Origin of the sequence: Microvirga sp. CF3062, assembly GCF_036314045.1 — a bacterium.
GTDB lineage: Bacteria > Pseudomonadota > Alphaproteobacteria > Rhizobiales > Beijerinckiaceae > Microvirga.
Window position 1 is genome coordinate 103199 of the sequence record NZ_JAYGGN010000005.1, and the last position, 22820, is coordinate 126018.

The 22820-nt window shown below is 64.7% G+C and carries 17 protein-coding genes; 7 read left to right on the plus strand and 10 right to left on the minus strand.

The annotated features are described in order from the left end of the window. The first annotated feature begins 132 nt into the window (after window positions 1–132). The gene (locus tag VB618_RS10745; RefSeq protein WP_329796641.1) at window positions 133–4956 is read left to right on the plus strand and encodes an NAD-glutamate dehydrogenase; all 4824 of its coding nucleotides are present in this window, start codon (window positions 133–135) and stop codon (window positions 4954–4956) included. Between the two features lie 197 nt (window positions 4957–5153). Beyond that, a complete protein-coding gene (locus VB618_RS10750; protein ID WP_329796642.1) occupies window positions 5154–6533 on the plus strand; it encodes an MFS transporter in 1380 nt (459 codons plus the stop codon). Window positions 6534–6581: 48 nt separating this feature from the next. On the opposite strand, the gene VB618_RS10755 is transcribed toward VB618_RS10750, so the two are convergent. From VB618_RS10755 to VB618_RS10765, 3 genes are all read right to left on the minus strand, one after another. Next, window positions 6582–6902: a heavy metal-binding domain-containing protein gene (locus VB618_RS10755; RefSeq protein WP_329796643.1), complete on the minus strand. Its 321-nt coding sequence runs from the start codon at window positions 6900–6902 to the stop codon at window positions 6582–6584. Between the two features lie 88 nt (window positions 6903–6990). Beyond that, window positions 6991–8583 (minus strand): bifunctional phosphoribosylaminoimidazolecarboxamide formyltransferase/IMP cyclohydrolase, encoded by a 1593-nt coding sequence (purH, locus tag VB618_RS10760; protein ID WP_329796644.1) that lies wholly within the window; start codon window positions 8581–8583, stop codon window positions 6991–6993. A 126-nt stretch (window positions 8584–8709) separates the two neighbouring features. Further along, window positions 8710–9255 carry an AAA family ATPase gene (locus tag VB618_RS10765; RefSeq protein ID WP_329796893.1) on the minus strand — a complete coding sequence of 182 codons (546 nt, stop codon included), beginning with the start codon at window positions 9253–9255 and terminating at the stop codon, window positions 8710–8712. Between the two features lie 310 nt (window positions 9256–9565). Here VB618_RS10765 and VB618_RS10770 point away from each other — a divergent pair, with 310 nt between their 5' ends. Then, the gene (locus tag VB618_RS10770) at window positions 9566–9802 is read left to right on the plus strand and encodes a hypothetical protein (RefSeq protein ID WP_329796645.1); all 237 of its coding nucleotides are present in this window, start codon (window positions 9566–9568) and stop codon (window positions 9800–9802) included. Window positions 9803–10430: 628 nt separating this feature from the next. Here VB618_RS10770 and VB618_RS10775 read toward each other — a convergent pair. The 3 genes from VB618_RS10775 to htpX form a co-directional block, all read right to left on the minus strand. Then, complete coding sequence (locus tag VB618_RS10775) at window positions 10431–12194, minus strand: heparinase II/III family protein (protein ID WP_329796646.1); 1764 nt, start codon at window positions 12192–12194, stop codon at window positions 10431–10433. Window positions 12195–12286: 92 nt separating this feature from the next. Next, entirely contained in the window at window positions 12287–13549 is a 1263-nt protein-coding gene (locus VB618_RS10780; RefSeq protein ID WP_442931756.1) for an RsmB/NOP family class I SAM-dependent RNA methyltransferase, read from the minus strand. Window positions 13550–13603: 54 nt separating this feature from the next. Continuing rightward, window positions 13604–14539, minus strand: a complete 936-nt coding sequence (gene htpX, locus VB618_RS10785) for a zinc metalloprotease HtpX (RefSeq protein ID WP_329796648.1) — start codon at window positions 14537–14539, stop codon at window positions 13604–13606. Between the two features lie 104 nt (window positions 14540–14643). Between htpX and VB618_RS10790 the strand changes: the two genes are divergently transcribed. The 4 genes from VB618_RS10790 (at window position 14644) to VB618_RS10805 (ending at window position 17730) form a co-directional block, all read left to right on the plus strand. After that, window positions 14644–14859: a DUF1674 domain-containing protein gene (locus tag VB618_RS10790; RefSeq protein WP_329796649.1), complete on the plus strand. Its 216-nt coding sequence runs from the start codon at window positions 14644–14646 to the stop codon at window positions 14857–14859. Between the two features lie 82 nt (window positions 14860–14941). Next, window positions 14942–15403, plus strand: a complete 462-nt coding sequence (locus VB618_RS10795; RefSeq protein WP_329796650.1) for a carboxymuconolactone decarboxylase family protein — start codon at window positions 14942–14944, stop codon at window positions 15401–15403. Then, a complete protein-coding gene (locus VB618_RS10800) occupies window positions 15390–16265 on the plus strand; it encodes a sigma-70 family RNA polymerase sigma factor (RefSeq protein ID WP_329796651.1) in 876 nt (291 codons plus the stop codon). The genes VB618_RS10795 and VB618_RS10800 overlap by 14 nt, the downstream gene beginning before the upstream one ends. A 136-nt stretch (window positions 16266–16401) precedes the next feature. After that, complete coding sequence (locus tag VB618_RS10805) at window positions 16402–17730, plus strand: class I SAM-dependent methyltransferase (RefSeq protein WP_329796652.1); 1329 nt, start codon at window positions 16402–16404, stop codon at window positions 17728–17730. Here the strand turns inward: VB618_RS10805 and VB618_RS10810 are convergent. The 4 genes from VB618_RS10810 to acs form a co-directional block, all read right to left on the minus strand. Continuing rightward, on the minus strand, window positions 17700–19358 hold the full coding sequence (locus VB618_RS10810; protein ID WP_329796653.1) for a DUF4166 domain-containing protein: 1659 nt from the start codon (window positions 19356–19358) through the stop codon (window positions 17700–17702). The genes VB618_RS10805 and VB618_RS10810 overlap by 31 nt on opposite strands. Then, the gene (locus tag VB618_RS10815) at window positions 19355–19831 is read right to left on the minus strand and encodes a thiol-disulfide oxidoreductase DCC family protein (protein ID WP_329796654.1); all 477 of its coding nucleotides are present in this window, start codon (window positions 19829–19831) and stop codon (window positions 19355–19357) included. Before VB618_RS10815 ends, VB618_RS10810 begins: the two co-directional genes overlap by 4 nt. A gap of 44 nt (window positions 19832–19875) precedes the next feature. Beyond that, a complete protein-coding gene (locus VB618_RS10820) occupies window positions 19876–20376 on the minus strand; it encodes a L,D-transpeptidase (RefSeq protein ID WP_329796655.1) in 501 nt (166 codons plus the stop codon). A gap of 183 nt (window positions 20377–20559) precedes the next feature. After that, the gene (acs, locus tag VB618_RS10825; RefSeq protein ID WP_329796656.1) at window positions 20560–22518 is read right to left on the minus strand and encodes an acetate--CoA ligase; all 1959 of its coding nucleotides are present in this window, start codon (window positions 22516–22518) and stop codon (window positions 20560–20562) included. Window positions 22519–22820: the final 302 nt, after the last annotated feature.

Genomic DNA, 22820 nt, shown 5'->3' on the forward strand with positions numbered 1-22820 from the left:
TATGTCTGTGCGCTGCAATAACTTAACCCTACACGGCGCGGAGCAGCAGGGTGTCCTTGCACGGCCTGCCGCTCTGTGGCAACGCTCCCGCGACAACAACGATAAACAACGACGATAAAAGAGGATGCGCGCATGAAGCTGGATACACCGACCAGCGGAAGCGAGTTGACGGCAGAAGCCGTCGCCGTGCTGGAAGCCGGAAACAAGGCCACCCCTCCAACCTTCGTGCGCGACTTGTACGGGCGGGTGCCGTCCGAGGATCTCGCCTTCTACTCGCCCAAGTCCTTGGCGGATCTCGCAGCGGAAGCCTTCGAGCATCTCAAGGCCTCCCGCACTGCTGATGGCGCGGATGTCCGCCTCCTCGACGTGGAGGTCGAGCGCGACGGCCGGCACCAGGACGTGACGGTGCTTGAGATCGTCAACGATAACATGCCCTTCCTGCTCGATTCGACCCTGGCCGAGATCGTCGACCAGGGCTACGACCCCCTTCTCGTGGCCCATCCGATCCTCGCCGTGGAGCGCGATTCCGGCGGTGCCCTCGTGCGCCTCGTAGGCGAGGCCACGGCGGCCCTGCGGCTCGGCGTGAAACGCGAGAGCTTTATCCATATTCACCTGCCCCGCATCGACGACCCGGAGACCCGCACCGGAATCATCGAGGCCATGCGGCGGGTCCACAACGACGTGTCGCTGGCGGTGCATGACTGGCCGGGCATGCGCGCCCGCGTCACCGAGATCGTGCACAACTACCGCCTCAACCCGCCGCCGCTTCCAGACGACGAGGTTAAGGAGGCCATCGCCTTCCTCGACTGGATCGCGCGGGACAATTTCACCTTCTTAGGGCTTCGCGAATACCGCCTGCCGTCCGGCGACACCGCCGCCGATCCGGTGGAGGGTTCAGGTTTGGGCCTCTTGCGCGACCCGAGCGTGCGCGTGCTGCGCCGTGGGCGCGAGCTGGTTTCCATGTCGCCGGAAATCCGCGCCTTCCTGGCACGCCCGCAGGCGCTCATCATCACGAAGGCGAATGTGAAGTCCCGCGTCCATCGCCGGGCGCATCTCGATTACATCGGCGTGAAACTCTTCGACGGCAATGGCCATCTGCAGGGCGAGCTGCGCATCGTCGGCCTGTTCACCGCAAGCGCCTACACCAACACCACGGGCGAGGTGCCGTATCTGCGCCACAAGGTGGCGAAAGTCACGGCCCGTGCGGGCTTCGACCCGTCGAGCTATGCCGGCCGCGCGCTTCTCAACGTGCTCGAGAATTATCCGCGCGACGAGCTGTTCCAGATCGACGAGGACACGCTTTACCATTTTGCCATCGACATCATGAATTTGTCGGAGCGTCCGCGGGTGCGTGTGCTGGCGCGCGCCGACGAATTCGACCGTTTCGTGTCGGTGCTCGTCTTCGTGCCCAAGGACCGGTACGATACGCAGGCCCGCCTGCGCATCGGCCAGTTCCTCGCCGGCATCTATGAGGGGCGCGTCTCCGCCTCCTATCCGTCCTATCCGGAAGGCCCGCTCGCGCGCACCCATTACATCATCGGCCGCGACGAGGGGCAGACCCCGCAGGTTACCCGCGAGACCCTGGAAAAGGGCATCTCCGCCATCGTGCGCACCTGGAGCGATGCTCTGCGCGATGCGCTCAACGCCTCTGTCGGCGGCGCAAAGGCGCGCGCGCTCGCATCGCGCTACGGCGAGGCGTTCAGCGCCGCTTATCGTGAGGCCTTCGGGGCCGAGCAGGTGATCCAGGACATCAGCCTGCTGGAACAGCTCTCGGAGGCGCGCCCCCGCGCGGTCGATCTCTACCGCCGCGAAGGCGATGGCGAGACCCGCGTGAACCTGAAGGTGTTCTCGCTCAACCAATCGCTGCCGCTGTCGGATCGCGTGCCGCTCTTGGAGAATCTCGGTTTCCGCGTGGTGAACGAGCGAACCTATCGCGTGGCCTTCACGGGCGCGGACCGGGTGTGGCTCCACGATATGACTCTGGAGCGCGCCGCAGGCGGAACAATCCGGATCGATGAGATCCAGGCGCTCATCGAGGCGGCGCTGCTCGCCCTGTTCCGGGGACTTGCGGAATCCGACGGCTTCAACCGTCTGGTGCTCGAAGCCGGTCTTGGCTGGCGCGATGTCGCCATGATCCGGGCCTTCGGCCGCTACTTGCGCCAGATCCAGGTCACCTATTCGCAGGACTACATCGCCGGAACGCTCGCGCGGCACGGCGCAATCGTGGCCGATCTCGTGAAGCTCTTCTATGCCCGCTTCGACCCCCGCCACGAGCAGGGCCGCACGGCCGCCGAGGCTGTGATCCGCGAGCGGATCGAAGAGCAGCTGAAGCAGGTCACGAGTCTCGACGACGACCGGATCCTGCATCGCTTCATCAACCTGATCGACGCTGCGACCCGCACCAATTTCTTCCAGCTCGAGGACAATGGCCTGCCGCGCCAGACCATCGCGTTCAAGTTCGAATGCGCCAAGGTGGAAGGGCTGCCGCTGCCCCGGCCCCTCTACGAGATCTTCGTCTATTCGCCCCGTGTGGAAGGCGTGCACCTGCGCTTCGGCAAGGTGGCGCGCGGCGGCTTGCGCTGGTCCGACCGGCCGCAGGATTTCCGCACCGAGGTGCTGGGCCTCGTGAAGGCGCAGCAGGTTAAGAACGCCGTCATCGTGCCGGTGGGCGCCAAGGGCGGCTTCGTGCCGAAGCTCCTGCCGCCCGCGAGCGACCGGCAGGCCTGGTTGGCCGAGGGCACCGAGAGCTACCGCATCTTCGTGCGCACGATGCTCCAGCTCACCGACAACATCATGGGTGACAGCATCGTCCCGCCGCCGGACACGGTGCGCCACGACGGCGACGATCCCTATCTCGTGGTCGCCGCCGACAAGGGCACGGCCACCTTCTCCGATACGGCCAACGCGCTCTCCATCGAGAAGGGTCATTGGCTCGGCGATGCTTTCGCATCCGGTGGCAGCCAGGGCTACGACCACAAGAAGATGGGCATCACGGCCCGTGGCGCCTGGGAAGCGGTCAAGCGCCACTTCCGTGAGATCGACATCGACACCCAGACCACTCCGGTGACGGTGGCGGGCGTGGGCGACATGTCCGGCGACGTGTTCGGCAATGGCATGCTCCTGTCACGCGCCCTCAAGCTCGTGGCAGCCTTCGACCATCGCGACATCTTCCTCGATCCGAACCCGGATCCGGAAGCGACTTATCTCGAGCGCGAGCGCCTGTTCAATCTACCCCGCTCCAGCTGGCAGGATTACGACAAGGCGCTGATCTCGAAGGGCGGCGGCGTGTTCTCGCGCAATGCCAAATCGATCCCGCTCTCGGCCGAGGTGCGAGCACTGCTCGACCTCGACAAGCCGGAAGCCACGCCCGCAGAGGTGATGAACGCCATCCTGAAAGCCCGTGTCGACCTGCTCTGGTTCGGCGGCATCGGCACCTATGTCCGCGCATCAAGCGAAACCGACGAGCAGGTGGGGGATCGCGCCAACGATCCGATCCGCATCACCGGACCCGACGTGCGCGCCAAGGTGATCGGCGAGGGTGCCAATCTGGGCATGACCCAGCGCGGGCGCATCGAGGCGGCGCAGAAGGGTGTGCGCATCAACACGGATGCCATCGACAATTCGGCAGGCGTGAACACCTCCGACGTGGAGGTGAACATCAAGATTGCGCTCACCACGCCGGAGCGTGACGGACGCCTCTCGGACGAGCAGCGCAATACGTTGCTTGCCGACATGACTGAGGATGTCGCAGCCCTCGTGCTGCGCAACAACTACCTGCAGTCCCTGGCGCTCTCGCTCTCCGAGCAGCGGGGGCTTGCCGATCTTGGTTTCGCGCGCCGGCTCATGCACATGCTGGAGGCGCAAGGCCGCCTCAACCGTGCGGTGGAATACCTGCCCGACGACAGCACGCTCACTGAGCGCGCCCGCCGCGGCGAGGCGCTGACGCGGCCGGAGCTTGCGGTGCTGCTGGCTTATGCCAAGCTCTCGCTGCATGACGCCCTGCTCGACAGCCCCGTGCCGGACGATCCGTATCTCGGCAAAGAGCTCGAGCGCTACTTCCCGGCCGGGATGCGCGAGCGCTTTCCCGATGCGATCGCAAGCCATCGCCTGCGGCGCGAGATCATCGCCACGCAGCTCGCCAACGCCATCATCAACCGCGGCGGCCCGACCATGGTGGCCCGCCTCGTGGACCAGACCGGCGCGGATGCGCCGACCATCGCGGCGGCCTACGCGGCAACCCGCGATTCCTTTGGCCTGGTCGAGCTGAACGCCGCTATCGATGCCCTCGATGGCATTGTGCCGGGCCGGGTGCAGCTGCGCCTCTACGGCGAATTGCAGGATCTGCTCATGAACCGGATCGTCTGGTTCATCCGCAACGTGGACTTCGCCAACCACTCCCTTGACCAGGTCATCGGCACTTACCGGGCCGGCATTGCTGAAGTCGAGCAGAGCCTCGGCGACGCACTCTCGCCTGAAGCCAAGACGGTGTGGGAGGCGCGCACGAAGGCGCTGGTGGATGAGGGTGTTCCCGAGGACCTGGCACGGCGGATCGCGTCGCTGCCCGATCTCGTGGCGGCGCCCGATATCGTGCAGACGGCGCACAAGACGGACAAGCCGGTGTCTGAGATCGCCTGCACCCACTTCGCGCTCGAGGCCTCCTTCCGTCTCGGCGCGCTCATCGGTGCCGCGCAGGAGATCAGCGTCAGCGATTACTTCGACCGCCTGGCGCTGGACCGCGCCATCGACAGCATCGCCTATGCCCATCGCGGCCTGACCGCTGAGGTGTCCTCTCATGACGCATCCGGCGTCGAGGCGGTGCGTGCCTGGGGCGAGAAGCGCGGTACGGATGTCAACCGCATCCGGAGCGCGGTCGACGGCATCGTCTCGTCGGGCCTGACCCTGTCGAAGATCACGGTTGCGGCAAGCCTCCTCGGTGATCTTGCGCGGACGACCTGAACCTTTACGAGCCCTCCTCCCCCTTGTGGGGAAGAGTTGGACGGGGGGTGATACAAATGGGTGAAAACCTTCGTCATGGCCGGGCTTGTCCCGGCCATCCCGCTTCGGTGAGGCTCAGCGCTCCACATAACCGAGATCACCGGCACAAGGCCGGTGATGACAGGGGATCGAAACGCTAAAGTAGACATCAGAATCCAGTGAGACACATCAATCCCCTCGCGCCTTCACGAAAGGCCTCGCGTCCCGCGATCCTGGGCTGGCTGCTGTTCGACTGGGCGTGTCAGCCCTTCTTCACCCTCGTCACCACCTTCGTGTTCGCACCCTATTTCGCCTCTGCCCTGGCCTCCGATCCGGTGAGCGGTCAGAGCCTCTGGGGCTATGCGACGGCGGCGGCCGGGCTCGTCCTCGCCGTTCTCTCGCCGGTGCTCGGCTCCATCGCCGATGCCACAGGGCCGAAGAAGCCCTGGATCGCATCCTGCGGCCTCGTGCTGGTCATCGCGTCCATTGCGCTCTGGTACGCTGCGCCCGGGCAGCCCAATGCCATCGCAATCGCCCTGATCGGCTTTGCCTTCGGGACGGTCGCCGTGGAAGTGGCGGCGGTGTTCAACAATGCCATGATCCCGCATCTCGTGCCGCCGGAGCGCTACGGGCGCCTTTCGGGCACCGGCTGGGCGATGGGCTATTGCGGCGGGCTAGTGTCGCTCTTGATCGTGCTGGGCTTTCTTGCCGCCGATCCCGCGTCGATGAAGACCGTCTTCGGCCTGGATCCGCTCTTCGGTCTCGATCCATCAACACGCGAAGGTGACCGCGTCACGGGTCCGTTCTCGGCCCTGTGGTTCTTTGTCTTCGTGCTGCCGCTCTTTCTGCTCACGCCGGATGTTCCACGCTCAGGCATGAGCCTTGAGGAAGCGGCGCGGAAGGGGCTCTCGCAGGTCAGGAACACCATCGCGGATGCACGTCGCCACCCGAGCGTCGGGCGCTTCCTTCTGGCCAACATGGTCTATCAGGATGCGCTCGTGGCGCTCTTCGCCTTCGGGGGCATCTACGGGGCCGGCGTGTTCGGCTGGCAGGCCATCGAGCTCGGGCTGTTCGGCATCATGCTGACGATCACCGGCACCATCGGCGCGCTGATCGGCGGATGGCTCGACGACCGCATCGGCGCGAAACCCGTGATCCTCGGGGCGATCGTCATCCTGGCGCTCGTCTGCGCCGGCATTCTGTCGCTGGGGCGCGACCACATCTTCTTCGTGTTTCCGACCGCACCGCCGGCATCGGACGATGGCCTCTACGGCTCCGCGCCGGAAAAGGTGTTCGTGCTGCTCGGTCTCGTCATCGGCTCCGTCGCCGGCCCGCTTCAGGCGTCCTCGCGCAGCCTGCTCGCGCGGCTGGTTCCGGCGCAAGAGGCAGGCCGCTATTTCGGCCTGCTGGCGCTCTCCGGAAAAGTCACGTCGTTCCTCGCCCCGCTCGCCGTTGCGGTCGCCACCGCGATCTTCCAGACTCAAAGCGCAGGACCGGCGGTGCTGATCCTGTTCCTGCTCGTAGGATTCTGGCTGCTGAGCGGTGTAAAGCGCGCGTGAAACTCCCCCCTGTCACCCCCGCCTTCGCGGGGATGACAGGGGAGGGGACTACTCCAATGTCACCGCCGTGCCGCTGACCGTCACCATCATCATGCCTTCGTTCTTGCCGATGGCCCCGTAATCCATGTGAACGCCGACGATGGCTTGGGCACCAAGGCGCTTTGCCTCGTCGATCATCTCCTCCAGGGCCGTGTCGCGCCCGTCGCGCAAAACCCGCTCGTAGGAGCCGGAGCGCCCGCCGACCACGTCGCGGATGGAAGCAAAGAAATCGCGGAACACGTTGGCGCCGAGAATGGCCTCACCCGAGACGATGCCGCGATATGAAGCGATGCGACGGCCTTCGATAGTGGGCGTGGTGGTGACGATCATGTGCTTCTCCTTTGCTCTGTCCAATATGGGAAGGCTGAGGAGAAACGTCATCCCGGACGGCGTGAGCCGATCCGGGATGACGCTGTTGTCAATGCCTGAAATGCCGGTGGCCCGTGAACACCATGGCCAGCCCCGCCTCATCAGCGGCCTTGATCACCTCGTCGTCGCGCATGGAGCCGCCGGGCTGGATGACGGCGGTCGCGCCGGCTTCAGCTGCGGCGAGCAGGCCGTCCGCGAAGGGGAAGAAGGCGTCTGAGGCCACCACAGAGCCTTTGGCCAGCGTTTCCGGCAGGCTGGCGGCCTTTGCCGCTTCCGCAGCCTTCCAGGCGGCGATGCGGGAGGAATCGACGCGGCTCATCTGGCCGGCGCCGATGCCCACGGTGGCGAGGTCCTTCGCATAGACGATGGCATTCGATTTTACGTGCTTGGCGACCCGGAAGGCGAAGCGCAAATCGGCGAGCTCCTGCTCCGTCGGTGCGCGCTTCGTCACGACCTTGAGGTCCATGGCATCGACCACGGCGTTGTCCCGGTTCTGCGCCAGGAAGCCGCCAGCGACCGTGCGAAGCATCAGGCCCGGTGCACGCGGATCGGGCAGGGAGCCGGCGAGAAGCAGGCGCAGGTTCTTCTTGGCGGCGACGATCGCAATCGCCTCCTCGCTCGCATCGGGCGCGATGATCACCTCGGTGAAGATCTCGGTGATGGCCTTGGCCGCCTCCGCATCGAGCGGGCGGTTCATGGCAACGATCCCCCCGAAGGCCGATACCGGATCACAGCGCAACGCCTTCTCGTAGGCCTCGCGAAGGCTCGCGCCTTCCGCCACGCCGCAGGGATTGGCGTGCTTGACGATTACGATAGCGGCCGAGCGATTCGGATCGAACTCGGCCACGGCCTCATAGGCCGCATCGGTGTCATTGATGTTGTTGTATGAGAGCTGCTTGCCCTGCACCTGACGGGCGGTGGCGACGCCGGGGCGGTTCTCCGGCGTACGGTAGAAGGCGGCGCTCTGGTGCGGGTTCTCGCCGTAGCGCATCACTTCGGCAATCGAGCCGCCGAGCGCGCGGAACGGCGGTGTGGCCTCGCCGAGCTCGTTAGCGAACCAGTTGGAGATCGCCGCGTCATAGGCGGCCGTGCGCGAGTATGCTTTCTGCGCCAGCCGGCGCCGCAGGGTGAGCGTCACCGATCCGTCGTATTGCGCGAGATCGTCGAGAACGGATGCATAATCGGCGCCGTCCACCACCACGGCCACGTCGCCGTGGTTCTTGGCCGCCGCACGGATCATGGCGGGGCCGCCGATATCGATGTTCTCGATGCAGTCGTCATGGGGTTTTCCCGCCGCGACCGTGGCCTCGAAGGGATAGAGGTTCACCACCAGCAGGTCGATGGCCTGGATGCCATGCGCCAGCATGGCCGCCTGATGCTCCGGGTTGGACCGGATCGCGAGCAGGCCGCCATGGACGGCTGGGTGCAGCGACTTCACGCGCCCATCCATCATTTCCGGAAAGCCCGTGAGCTCGCTCACATCCTTCACGGGCAGGCCCGCCTCGCTCAGTGCCTTATGTGTGCCGCCGGTGGAGACCAGCTCGATGCCGCGCTCAACGAGCGCGCGAGCGAAGTCCACGAGACCCGTCTTGTCGGATACGGAAAGCAGAGCACGGGTGACACGCTTCAGGTCGCTCGGCATGGCGGCCGCTCCCTTCGAGGAAAAAGATGCGGGCGCGATAGCACGGTGGGGCAGGGATGGGAACAGGGGAGGGGCTGAGTTTCAGGCCACTCCTTACGCAGTGCCGGGCAAATCCCTTGTCGCTGGTCATCGACATTCCACCGGGCCTGAACAGCGCCATTCATCTGCCAGAGCCCTCTCGATCATATCGGCACGCTCCGCCACACTGACCTTAGGCAAGATGGAAACCTTGTACCCAAGCATTGGGTAGGCTTCCAGCAAGCGGGCGTATTCAGCTTCCGCTGCTTCCATGTTGTGACGCCGCTCTGGATCATTGACGTATATTTCCGGCCAGGGAGGCGTGAGGAACACAGTTTGGTGGTAGCGATGCGGCTGGGCGAGCGAAGTGAGAATTGGCTCGTTGGTCAGGTGCTGTAGAAAAGACGCAGCGTCCACCAAGCTCCTGTCAAAGAACACCCACCCATCCAGAGCAGCAGCTGCTGCTCGATCTTCGAGGGCCATAGCGATGGCACGGCGAGAAAAGGCCCATTCATCTTTCCAGGGAAGCGCCGTCCCTCCTTCTTGCAATTCCTGTTTGACGATCCGTCGGCCAGGCTCCTCCACAATAGGGTGCCCACGCCTGCCAAGCTCGGCCAGCAAGGTGGATTTGCCCCCGCCCGAACAGCCGGAGATGACGACAAACCGCTACATTCACCCTCTTGCATTCATGAGATCGCGACCGTTTCCATCAATGGCCACATAGAGATGCAGCCTATCAGCGCATTTGCTTCACATCCAAAAGCTTGGCGGACGATATAACTTCTGCTAGGACTTCTGTCATGATCAACCGCATGTCCCGCCTTACCCATCAATTCACGTACCTCAAAGGGTGCGGGGGATGGGTATTGCGCTGATGCGTGCGTGATCATTCCCGAGGACCCTCCCGAGGCGGGTAGGGTCCTGACGTTCTCTGCTCTCCTCGCGTCGATTGTGGAGAGCAAGCATGAACACACATTTATCTGCGCCGAAACATAAGCTCCGATTCCGTCAAGCCATTCTCACGGTCAGGAACGCTGCATCTTGGGCGACGGGACTTGTCGCGTGGTGGAAGCGTTTCACCTACCAGCGGGCTTTGCAGAGGTTTGATCATCTCAACGATTATACGCTGCGTGACATCGGCCTGTGGCGCGAGCCCGAAAGCCGAGTCGATGAATGGTGGATGATGAATCCGCCGCCTTGAGAAAACGAGAACTGTAAGGCCTCAGGGGATATAGAGCCCCTGAGGCTGCTCGGTGCCTTTGAGGAAAACACATGGGTGCGGTAGCACGATGAGTGCTGGACAACCGATAGAAGCGCGAGCTGGCTTTACTCTGTCTGCCACCAATCAATGCGCCAGCCCCGCAGAGCCGAGAGTAGCGCGAATATACCGTAAGGAAGAACTACCCAGTAGGGGCTGGATGTCGGAAACCACTTCGCCGGGGCTGAGTTCAGAAGTGCAATTCCTATCCCTAAAAAGATAACCATTGTTAGCAGGAAGTGCATTCTTTTGCCGACGCTGTGCCGTCCATCGTAGGGATGGATTCCCCGCTCACCTCTCCAGAACACGATAGCTAGAGCTACACACATCACAACAGGCATGACGTCAGAGAACAGGCCTTGTCGATGCATCCAGAACGCCAGGATCACGACAGAGGCTGTGATCCCATACCATGAGCGTTCATGAGCCTGATCTTTGGAGGGGGCAGGCCTGCTGAATTCTTTGATAAAGCCCCACAGCCTATCCATGCTCATGCTCCCCTAGTTACATTATAGGAGAAGATAAACCCGAAAATTTCATAAGTGCATAGTCAGAGGATTCTTGATCCTATTCAAATCAGCTCCGCCTGCTCCTGTGGCTGGTTCGGCTCGAACGTGCGCGCCAGGCGCTCGAATCGCCAGCGCACCGTCGGGGTCTCGCTCGGGCGAACGGTCAGGACGATCTGCTCCGTACGGCGCATGCCGTCGGCTGTGGCGAGGAACACGCTGTCCTCGATCTCCGCCTCGATGGGAACCGCCGAGAACTGCCAGGCCTCCCGGTTCGGCAGCACCAGCATGACCACGCGGCCGCCTTGTGCGCGGCTCGCCTTGATGCCAGGCGCGAGATGGAAGCGGATGATGGCTTGCGCGCTGCCGGAATGTCCGCCCTGGCCCCCTTCGCTCCAGAAATTGTCCTCGCCTTCCAGCACGTTGCCCTTGGGCGCCAGCTGCCAGCGCCGCTCGTGGGTGATCCCGAAACGGGGCTTGTAGCCGTCATGGCTGGCGCTCAGGAGCTGCGCGTGCTCGCGCTCGCTGCGCTCCGCCGCGACACGCTGGGGGCCATTCAGGACGACAGGACCGACGCGGCGCACGATCCAGGCCGAGACCCGGCGCTGCAGCCAGTTGCCTTTCTTATCGACGATCTGGCAGGACGAGATGTCGTTGATCGAGGCGGTGGAATGCGCCGCCGTCGAGCGCGAGGCCTGGATAATCGGATTGCTGGCGATCTGCGGCATGCCGCAATTGACCACGATGCGCTGCGCAGCGCTCGAGAACTCGAACGACAGGCAGCTCGCGCAAGCCTCCTGGGACAGAGGCCGCGGTGGTGATGCGCCCACATCGGCGACCAGCAGCGTGCGCCCGGCCTCCAGCCGCTCATAGCCCGAATGGGGCGCATGATGGATCGGCTGGCTGCGCATGTCGTCATAGGTGAGCAGCGTCGCCAGATGGTCCGCCGCCGTCACGCCCATGCCGTTGAAATGCGACAGCGTGCCGTCCCCGTGCCGGAACAGGCGCACCATCGGCAGCATGCGGTCGACGGAGCGCAGGAGCGCCTCGGGCGTGTCGACCTCGCGGCTGGCGAACATCTGGCGCAAGGGCAGAAGGTCGAACAGCAGCTCGACAACGACGCGCGGGTTGCGGCTTACATGCCCGCCATCGGCCAGGATCTGCCGGTCGAGCTCCCGTGACAGCAGGCGGCTGGCGCGCCTCAAGGTGCGGTCGAGGCCTTCGCAGCATAGGCCGGCATAACAGAGGGCGATGGCTGCCATGAGCTGCTGATAGGGCATGGCGCCGGCGCGGGCCTGTCGCTCCAGAATGCGTACATGCTGCCCGATGATGCGCAGGAAACGCTGGTAGAAGGCGTGGTCGGCGCCTTCCAGGATCAGCGGCGACTGGCTGATGAAGGACATGAGCCGGCGCGCCGTGATTTCGGTGCTGCAGGCAAGCCGCTTGTCGCCGAGCTTGGAGGTGACGAACTCATCCACCAAAGAGCGGGCATTGGCCTGGGCCAGCGCCGTGCCGGCGGCGCGCAGGTGTCGCAGCCAGCCGAATCCGTAGAGCGCCTCGCCCCAGGCGCGGCTCGGCGGGTTGTAGGCGAAGGGCGAACGACCGCCCGTGGTGATGGCGCGGCCTGAGAAGGCGAAGAAGCCGGAATAGATGTCGGTCGCGATGGTGGGGTCGGCGGTGCGCAGGTCCTGCGGCGCGAAGAGCAGCCGCGTCGGCACGGGCGCGCTGGAGAGCCTGGACAGGCTCCAGACCATGCTCTCACGCGTGGCGCGGCCTGCCTCCCGAGCGGCAAGCCTGTACAAACGCCAGCGATCCGGCCCGAAATCCACCCGTGGCGCTCCTCTTGTTCTGAATCCCTGCCAGCTTAAGAGAGGAGTTCCTGCTGACCGGTTAACAACCGGTAAGGGACGATTCACCATCGTCACGAAGCGTTGTGCATAAACCGTGCGACAAAGAACCCGTCGAGGCCGCTGCGATCATGGTCTGCCAGCGCCAATTGGCTCGGCAGGGTGCGAAGATCGCCCTCCGGGGTGATGCATTCCGCAAAACCGCCGATCTCGTCGGGCGTGACGGGCACGCGCACGAACTCGGGATGACGCGCCAGGAAGGCTTCTGCCTGCCGCTCACCTTCCTCCGCCTCCAGGGAACAGGTGCAATAGACCAGCCGCCCGCCGGGTTTCAGCAGGCTTGCCGCCTTGTCGAGGAGCCGGCTCTGGAGGCCTGCCAGCTTGCGGATGTCCTCTTCACTCTTCGTCCAGGCCACGTCCGGGTGGCGGCGGATGGTGCCGGTGGCAGAACACGGGGCATCGAGCAGGATCGCGTCGAAGGGCCCGGCATCGAGCTTTTCCGCATCGATGGCGCGGGTCTCGGCCTTCAGCTTCAGGCGGGCGAGGTTTTCATCGAGCCGCTGCAGACGCTTGGCCGAACGGTCGACGGCGAGCACCTCGGCGCCGGCGGTGGCCAATTGTGCGGTCTTGCCACCGGGCGCGGCGCAGAGATCCGCGATGCGCTCGCCGGGCTTTGCCTGCAGCAGGCGGGCCGGCAGGGCGGCGGCTGCATCCTGCACCCACCATTCACCGGCCTCGAAGCCAGGAAGATCACGGATGGCGGTGCGCTCTTTAAGCCGAATGCTGCCGGTGGGCAGGAGAACGCCACCCAGACGCTCAGCCCAGGATTCCGGATCGGACTTCACCGTCAGGTCGACGGAGGCGAGCGAGCGATGAGCTTCGGCAATCCTTGTGGCGAGAGGCTCGCCGTATTGTGCGATCCAGCGCTCCTCGAGCCAGGTGGGCGTGTCGAGCCAAGGATCGTCCTGGGCCAGAATCGCCTCGCGCTCGCGCGCCACACGGCGCAGGACGGCGTTGATGAAGCCGCCGGCGTGATGGAGCTTGGGGTCGCTTTGCGCCAGCTGCACGGCACTGTCGACGACGGCATGGTCCGGCACGTCGAGAAACAGGATCTGCGCCGCCCCGGTGGCGAGCAGGTGCATTAGGCGCTCGTCCTTCGGCGGCTTGTTGAGCCGCTCCCTCAGCGCGTGCCCGACGGTGCCGAGGCGCCGGAAGGTCACGATGGCGATGGCCCGCGCCAGCGCCTCATCGCGACCCGACAGGTTCTCCGCCCGGGCGAGTTCCTCCATCACGTCGTCGAGCGGCACGCGCCGCTTGAGGGTTTCCGTGACCGCCATCCAGGCGAGGCGGCGGGGCCCTAGGCCCGATTGTTCGTCCGATTGATTCAAGATTTATCCCCAGGGCCCGCGGCGAGTGCCGGTCGAGCCCCCAGTGGATCCCCATGGACCCGATGAATTCTGCGTGAAGAAGCCGCTTTGCGGCACGGAGCCACTCTCCTGCGCCAAAGCGTGGAGCGCCGCAATCCGGTTTTCCGTCGCGGGATGGGTGGAGAACAGGTTGTCCACGCCTTGGCCCGAGAGCGGGTTGATGATGAACAGCGAGGCGGTTGCCGGGCGGCGCTCCGCATCGGGGTTCGGAATCTGCGCCACGCCACCGGCGATGCGGGCGAGCGCCGAGGCCAGCGCCAGGGGCTGGCCGGAGATTTCGGCGCCCATCCGGTCGGCGTCGTATTCCCGCGAGCGGCTGATCGCCATCTGGATGATCATGGCGGCAATCGGCGCGAGCAGGGCAGTGGCCAGCATGATGATGGGGTTCGGGCGCTCGTCGCCACGCCCGCCGAAGAGAAAGCCGAACTGGGCCAGGGTCGCGATGGCGCCGGCAACGGTCGCGCTGACCGTCATGATCAGCGTGTCGCGGTTCTTGATGTGGGCCAGCTCATGCGCCATCACGCCGGCAATCTCGTCGCGGGAGAGCATGTGCAGCAGGCCCGTGGTGGCGGCCACTGCCGCATTTTCCGGGTTGCGCCCGGTGGCAAACGCATTGGGCTGCGGGTTGTCGATGAGATAGACCCGCGGCATGGGAAGCCCCGCACGCTGGCTGAGATCGCGCACCATGTACACGAGCTCGGGCGCGGTGCGCTCGTCCACCTCGACGGCGTGATGGGCGGCGAGCGCCAGCCGGTCCGAGTTCCAATAGGCGAAAAGGTTGGTGGCAAGGCCAAAGCCCAGCGCAATCATCATGCCGGTGCCGCCGCCCAGGAAATAGCCGACGATTCCGAACAGGGCCATCAGGCCTGCCAGCAGCATTCCGGTCTTGACGGTGTTCATCGGGGTCTCCACCTCGTGGTCAACACGACATCATCCTTCAACCCCTATGTGGGAACGGTCCAGCTCCCTCCCAAGAGGGGCTTGGATCTGGCATAAGGCAACCCATGAGCACGAACGAACACCCCATTGAAGGCGCGGCTCCCGGCAAGCCCCTGTCACCCGCGGCCCAGCGGGCGCTTGAGGAAGCGGCCCAGCGCCGCCTCGAGATCGACGCCCGCGCGGCCGAGATCGCCAAGCAGAAGGAACTCCAGGGCCGCGGCGGCCTCGAGCCCGTCCGCTACGAGGACTGGGAAGTGAAGGGGCTGGCGAGCGACTTTTAGAAAATTTTCGGGTCTCATGTCACATCCGGCTGCCCTGTCTCGTCTTACCATCGTCAGCAACACGACAATGAGGACCAAGACGATGAAAGCCCGGTTGATTCCCTTCGAAGTCGCCCCCCAAGCTCTGAAGCCGATGATCGAGCTGGAGAAGACCCTGAAGAACAGCGGTCTGGAGCTTAAGCTCATCGAGCTGGTAAAGACCCGCGCCTCGCAGATCAACGGTTGCGCCTATTGCATCCACATGCACACCAAGGATACCCGCGCCAACGGCGAGACCGAAGAGCGGCTCTATCTCCTGAGCGCTTGGCGGGAATCCCCGCTCTACAGCGACCGCGAGCGGGCGGCGCTCGCGTGGGCCGAGGCCCTGACGCTTGTGGCCGAGACCCACGCTCCCGATGAGGATTATGCGGAACTTAAGCAGCACTTCACCCCCGCCGAGCAGGTCAACCTGACCCTGCTGATCGGCGCGATCAACGCCTGGAACCGTCTGGCCATCGGCTTCCGGTCCGTCCATCCGGTCGAGGCGAACCGTGCTGCCGCCTGACGACGCGGCGGACCGGTTCCAGCCCCTCAGGCCGGGGCTGGTCCGCCTCGCCTACCGCATGCTCGGCTCCATCGCGGAAGCCGAGGATGTGGTGCAGGAGGCCTATATCCGCTGGCACCAGACGGACCGCACCATGATCCGCGAGCCCGGCGCCTTCCTGTCCAGGACGGTCACGCGCCTGTGCCTCGACATCCTGAAATCGGCACGCGTGAAGCGCGAGACTTATATAGGGCCCTGGCTGCCCGAACCGGTTCTGGAAGCGGACGGGGAGGAGGATAGGGCCGAGGACCTCTCCCTGACCCTGATGATGGCGCTTGAGCGGCTCTCGCCTCTGGAGCGCGCGGCCTTTCTCCTGCACGACGTGTTCGGGCTCGGTTTCGACGAGGTTGCCACGACCCTTGATCGCGACCCGGCCGCCTGCCGCCAGCTCGCTGCCCGGGCCCGCAAGAACGTGCGTGCGGAAAGACCGCGTTATGCCGTCGACCGTGAGGAAGGCGAGCGCATGACCAACGCCTTCTTCGCCGCCTCGCGCAGCGGCGACCTGTCCGGGCTGCGCAATCTCCTAGCCGAAAACGTCGTCTCCTACACGGATGGCGGCGGCATCCGGAATGCGGCGCTCAATCCGTTGTTCGGTTTCCGCCGGGTCGCCGGCCTGTTCCTGGGCGTGGCGCGCAAGAGCGGAGGCGAGTTGCCGACGGTTCTCTACAAAGGCCCGATCAACGGGCTGCCGGGCTTCGTCACTCTCGAACAGGACGGCATGGTGCAGACCACCGCGCTCGACATCGAGGACAGCCGCATCGTCGGAGTCTATATCGTCCGCAATCCCGAAAAGCTCCGGCACCTGGCGGATCTGGCGCACTAGAGCATCGGACCAAAAGTGGATCTGCACTTTTGGATCCGCGCGATGCACTAAAGGACGGTCGACAATTCAATATTCATGCAACGGAAAGGTTGTTACGTCCGTAGCCTCCCGCTACTTTGGCCCGGGGGAGAGGCTCATGGTTGAAGCGGGCGAGACGGCACGGCTTGGAATGTTCCGGGAGCTGCTGAGCGATGCGCATAGAGCGCTCGATCTCCAGTTCGGCTTCGAGCTGTGGGACGGCTCAACGATTCCGGCGGACCTGCCGTCCTATGCCATGCGTCTCGTGATCCGGCGCGAGAGCGTGATCGCGGCCCTCCTGCGTCGCCCGAACCTGGATACCGCGCTGAATGCCTATGTGGCCGGGCTGCTGGATCTCAAGAACGGCACGATCTTCGATCTGGCCGACCAGCGCCCGCAAAAAATCGGGCGCCGCCTGAAAACGGTGAGCAAGCTCAAGGCCCTGAAGACCGCCTATCACTTCCTGCGCGCGCCTTCCCGCATGCCGCGCCCGCTGGCGCGGGTCGAGGAAAAGGCTGACGCCCGCGATGGCAGGCCGCAGACCAACAAGCGCAACGTCGCCTACCATTACGACGTCTCGAACGCGTTCTACCAACTCTTCCTCGACCCGGAGATGGTCTATACCTGCGCTTACTTTCAGCCGAATTGGCACGACGACATCGCCCGGGCTCAGCGCGACAAGCTCGACATGATCTGCCGCAAGCTGCGGCTCAAACCCAATGATCGCCTGCTCGACATCGGCTGCGGCTGGGGGGCGCTCATCTGCCATGCGGCGCAGCATTACGGCGTCAAGGCCACGGGCGTGACGCTGTCCGAGGAGCAGGCCGCTCTGGCACGGGAAAAGATCGCGCGATTGGGCCTGCAGGACCGGGTCGAGGTTCTGCTGAAAGACTTCACTCAGATCGAGGGCGAGTTCGACAAGATCTCCTCCATCGGCATGTTCGAGCAGGTGGGGATCGCCAATTATCCCTCCTATTTCACTGCCGTGCATCGCCTGCTGCGCCCGCGCGGGCTCTATCTCCACCACACCATCGCGCGGCGAGCCAAGCGCAGCGAACGCGCGTTCCGCAAGCTCAAGCCCGAATACAAGGCGCTGACCCGCTACATCTTCCCCGGCGGCGAGCTCGATCATTTGGGCATGTCGATTTCCAACCTGGAGCGACACGGCTTCGAGGTGCACGACGTCGAGGCCTGGCGCGAGCATTACCAGCGCACCACGCGCCTGTGGTGGGAGAACCTCAACGCACGCCGGAAAGAAGCAGAGGCGCTCGTCGGACCGGAGAAGACCCGCATGTGGCTGCTCTACCTCGCCGGCTGCTCGCTCGCCTTCGAGCGCGGCGCGGTGGGCGTGAACCAGACGCTGGCCTCCAAGCGCACGCGAGGGCCATCAGGCCTGCCGCCGAGCCGTGCGGATCTCTACGCCTCGTCCGGCTCAAGCCAGCCCTGATAGCGGACAAGCGGGCCGACCCAAGGCAGCGCAATCGCGACATCGAAGCGATAGCGGCCTTCCTCATCAGCATAGGCTCTTGCCGGAGCCTGCGGGGCCAGGCGAAGAGGAAGCCGTAAGGGTCCAAGCTTCCAGCCCACGACCGTCAGCGTAAAACCGGCCGGATCGGGCGCGACCTCGAGCATGAAATCGAACGGGCCGAACCGTTCGTAGATGCACCCGGCCACATCGGCAGCGCGAAATGTGCTGCGAAAGGTCGAGCCTCCAAATCGGCGGATCCAGATCTCCCGGTGGCCGTGACGCTTCAGGGAAATGTCGGCGGCGGTATCCGGCGTGCCTGCCGGAAACCCGAACAGGCGAGCCAGAAGCTTTGTCGACCAGCTCCGCGCACCATCGATGCTGGCGCGGCCCAGGAGGTGCATCGGTGCATGAGTATGCACCTTTCGCACGATCGGCGGCAGGACCTCGACCCGAGCCCCAAGAGCCCTCTCGAAAAGACTGTCGGCTTCCGGCCAGCGAACGTCGCGCCGGGTCGCAATGCGGAAGCGGCCGAATTCCTGCTCGATGACATCAAGAGTCAGAAGCTCGCTCGCGATCTTCGCACCTTTCGCCTGCACGCGGCCCTGGAGCAGCCCGCGAAGGAGCGCGAGCGCCGGAAGCACGGGAATGTTCGGCCCGTCGCCGGCCTCCGCCACCAGGGACCACGTGGCGCGGACGGCACATCCGTTCGCATCCACGCCCGACACATCCACGCTCATGCCGCCGCGATCCGTGCCTAACCGCTCGAACAATGATGCGATCTTCTGCAAGGGAGCAGCACATGGCCGGAGCGAGCGGATCAGGCCAGAGCGGACGGGAAGAGTGAGCGCCCAAAGCCCGAGATGGAGGATCGACAATTCGAGGCCCGCCCGGAAGCGCACCGTGCGGACGGATGAATAGCGGGCGGGAAGAAGATCGAGATCCGGCGTCTCGCACAGGGAAAGCCAACGTGGTCCAAGCCCCGGCATGTCCCGCTTCACGAGTTCGCCCCAGCCCGGCCTCGTGGTCCACCGCCCGTCGAGCCAGATCCGCACAGGCTGCCCGGCATAGGCCAGAATAGCCTCCACCACCGACAGGCCGCGAGGTGCGCGGTTGCCCGGCGAGATAGCGATGGCGATCTCATCGACCTGTCGCCATCCATCCGTCAGGGCCGACACGGCCGCGCCGGACAGGGCCGGGGTCGAGCTTGCGCCGGTCGCGGCCAGCACGCCTGCCTCCCGGGCTGCCGCATCAAGGTTTTTGAAGCAGCCTACGAAATCGCGTGCATCCGCTAGGTCGATGTAATGGCAGCCTGCCGCAATCGCCGCCTTGGCCAGATGGGGATGGGCGTTCTGGAAGGGGCCTGCCGCATCGACGACGCAGAAGGGTTTCAGGTGCTGAAGGGTGTCGAACGCTTGGTCGCGATCAAGCGCGACGGCCTCGATCCTATCGTTTCCATAAAGCTGCCTCAGAGTGTCGATGAGGTCTGCGTAACGATAGGGCCTTCGCCCAGCGACGATCACCGTCGCATCCGTTGTCTCGAGCAAACCCTCGACGAGCCTGTGCCCGAAAGCACCCGCACCGCCAACGACCAGAATGCAGGGCTTCATGGGGAGCCCTCTTGCTGGGAGCGGTCAAGGAGACGGGCTGCAAGCTCCGGCGTCGGCAGCAGGCAGGCCTCGTCGCGCCCGAACCACGCATAGCGGTTGCGGGCGATCAGGTCATAGAGCTTGTCGCGCAGGCCTCTCGGGACGAGCGTCAGCACACGTGTCCATCGCACTCCGCGCAGATGACGCATCACCATCAGGGCGGCGTCGGATTTGAAATAGGCCACACCGTCGAGGATGGCCGCATTGGTCTGCGGATTGTCGGGGTCGATGCCGAACACCTCGGCCAGCCGGCGTCCTTGCGGAGACTGGATCGATACGAACCGGAAGCGGCCGGCCTCATCGCGCCGGATGATGAACCGTGTCCAGGACGTACACAGGACGCATACGCCGTCGAACAGGATCAGGTGATCCGTCCAGCCGGGAGCCGCCTGGGGAATCCAGCGGGGGCGCGCGTCGGAGAAACAGGGTTTCATCCCCTCCAGGTGTAGCGGAACTTGCTTTTAATCGTAAAGGTCTCTCACGGCACCACCACCACCCGTGTGCCGACGCCCACCTGATCGTAGAGGTGCACGATGTCCTCGTTGAGCATGCGGATGCAGCCGTAGGATGCATAAGTTCCGATGGAGCTCGGGCGGTTGGTGCCGTGGATGGCGTATTCGTCGAGGTTGAGGGTCAGCGCCCGTGCGCCCATGGGGTTGTTGGGCGCACCGCCGGGGATCACGTCGGGCAGGCGCGGGTTGTCGCGCTTCACCTCTGCCGGCGGCGACCAGGCAGGCCGCACGTATTTGCCGTCGATCTGCGCCTCGCCGAACCACTGCTTGCCCGGCTTGCCCACGGCCACCCGGTAGCGCAGAGCCGTTCCGTCGCCGCGCACATAATAAAGCCGGCGCTCGGCCGTCCTGATCACGATGGTGCCGGGCGATACGCTGGCCTGAAAGGGCACGACCTCGCGGGCGGAGGCTGCCGTGGTGACGGCAATGCCGATGATGGTGGCGGCGAAGGCGGCAAGGATGCGCATGTCTCGAACCCTCCTGCGGATAAGCTGAGGGTGAGACGCGATAGATAAGGCTACGGTTCCAGGGGCTGGAAAATGACACTCTCTGCGTCATCCCCGGACTTGTTCCGGGGATCCACGTCTTGAGCCCTTGAAACGTGGATGGCCGGGACGAGCCCGGCCATGACGTAGAGTATCAGGAAACGATCAAGCCGCCTGCGTGCGCTTGTTCTGCCTGTTCGTGATCAGGTCGTCGACCACATTGGGATCGGCCAGAGTGGAAGTGTCGCCCAGCGAGCCGAACTCGTCCTCGGCGATCTTGCGCAGGATGCGGCGCATGATCTTGCCGGAGCGCGTCTTGGGCAGGCTCGGGGCGAACTGGATCAGGTCGGGAGACGCGATGGGGCCGATTTCTTTGCGCACCCAGGCCACCAGCTCCTTGCGCAGCTCTTCCGACGGCTCCTCGCCTGTCATCAGGGTCACATAGGCGTAGATGCCCTGGCCCTTGATGTCGTGCGGGTAGCCCACGACGGCCGCTTCCGACACCTTCGGATGCGCGACGAGGGCGGATTCCACCTCCGCCGTGCCCATGCGGTGGCCGGACACGTTGATCACGTCGTCCACGCGGCCGGTGATCCAGTAATAGCCGTCCGCATCGCGGCGGCAGCCGTCGCCGGTGAAATACTTGCCCGGATAGGTGGAGAAGTAGGTCTGCACGAAGCGCTCGTGGTCGCCATAGACCGTGCGCATCTGGCCTGGCCAAGAATCGGCGATCACCAGATTGCCCTCGGCGGCACCCTCGAGCACCTTGCCTTCCGCGTCCACCACTTGCGGCTGCACGCCGAAGAAGGGCTTCGTGGCCGAACCAGGCTTGAGCTTGGTGGCGCCGGGCAGCGGCGAGATCAGGATGCCGCCGGTCTCCGTCTGCCACCAGGTATCGACGATCGGGCAGCGGCTGTCGCCGACTACCCGGTGATACCATTCCCAGGCTTCCGGGTTGATCGGCTCGCCGACGGAGCCCAGCAGGCGCAACGACTTGCGCGCGGTCTTCTTCACCGGCTCCTCGCCCGCCTGCATGAGCGAGCGGATGGCGGTCGGAGCGGTGTAGAAGATGTTGACCTGGTGCTTGTCGATCACCTCCCAGAAGCGGGAGATCGACGGATAGGTGGGCACGCCCTCGAACATGAGCGTGGTGGCGCCGTTCGCGAGCGGTCCGTAGAGAATGTAGGAGTGGCCCGTCACCCAACCCACGTCGGCGGTGCACCAGTAGATGTCGCCGTCGTGATAGTCGAACACATATTGGTGCGTCATCGCCGCATGAACGAGATAGCCGCCGGTGGTGTGCAGCACGCCCTTCGGAGTGCCGGTCGAGCCTGAGGTGTAGAGGATGAACAGCGGATCCTCCGCGTTCATTTCCTCATAGGGGCACTCGTCGGAGACCTGTGCCGCCGCCTCGTCGTAATAGACATCGCGGCCCGGCAGCATGTTCACCGTTCCACCTGTGCGGCGCACCACCAGCACGTGGTCGACCACGCCCGCGCCGACACGCTCGAGCGCCGCGTCCACGTTCACCTTCAGCGGAACTTTCCGGCCTCCGCGCAGGCCTTCGTCGGCCGTGATGATGAAGGCGGATTTCGCGTCCTGGATGCGGCTCGCGAGCGAATCCGGCGAGAAGCCGCCGAACACCACCGAGTGGATCGCGCCGAGCCGCGCGCAGGCCAGCATGGCATAGGCGGCTTCCGGGATCATCGGCATGTAGATCGTGACGCGGTCGCCCTTGGCGACGCCGCGGTTGCGCATGATGTTGGCCATGCGGTTCACTTCCGCATGCAGCTCGCGGTAGGTGATCTTTTTCGACTCGGACGGGTCGTCGCCTTCCCAGATGATGGCGACCTGATCGCCGCGGGTATGGAGATGCCGGTCGACGCAGTTATAGGCCACGTTGGTGACGCCGTCCTCGAACCAGCGGATCGCCACGTTCTCGGGGCCGAAATTGGTGTTCTTGATCCGGGTCGGGGCCTTGAACCAGTGAATGCGCTTGGCTTCCTCGGCCCAGAACGCCTCCGGGTCCTTGATCGAAGCCTCGTACTTGGCCCGGTAGCCTGCCTCGTCCAGATAGGCGCGGTGGGTCCACTCGGACGGCACGTCGTAGATCTTCTCTTCCATGGCGCTTCTCCCAGACGCATGCCTGATGAATTTAGCGCTAGATTTACGGAAAGAGCCAGGGGTCGGGCAAGCGGGACCGGGATCGGACTTTGGTCTTTGCTCCTTTTGGGGCATGGCCGGGCGGCGAGCCCTGCACCCCAATGCGCTCCCCACGTCATCCTCGGGCTTGTCCCGGGGATCCACGTCTTCTGCTGCGGTTTGAAGACGTGGGTGGCCGGAACAAGCCCGGCCATGACGGTGAGGATGTCATCCACGGCGCACGAAGTGCGGGAACGGGATCAATGCCTGCCGCAAGGCTGAGG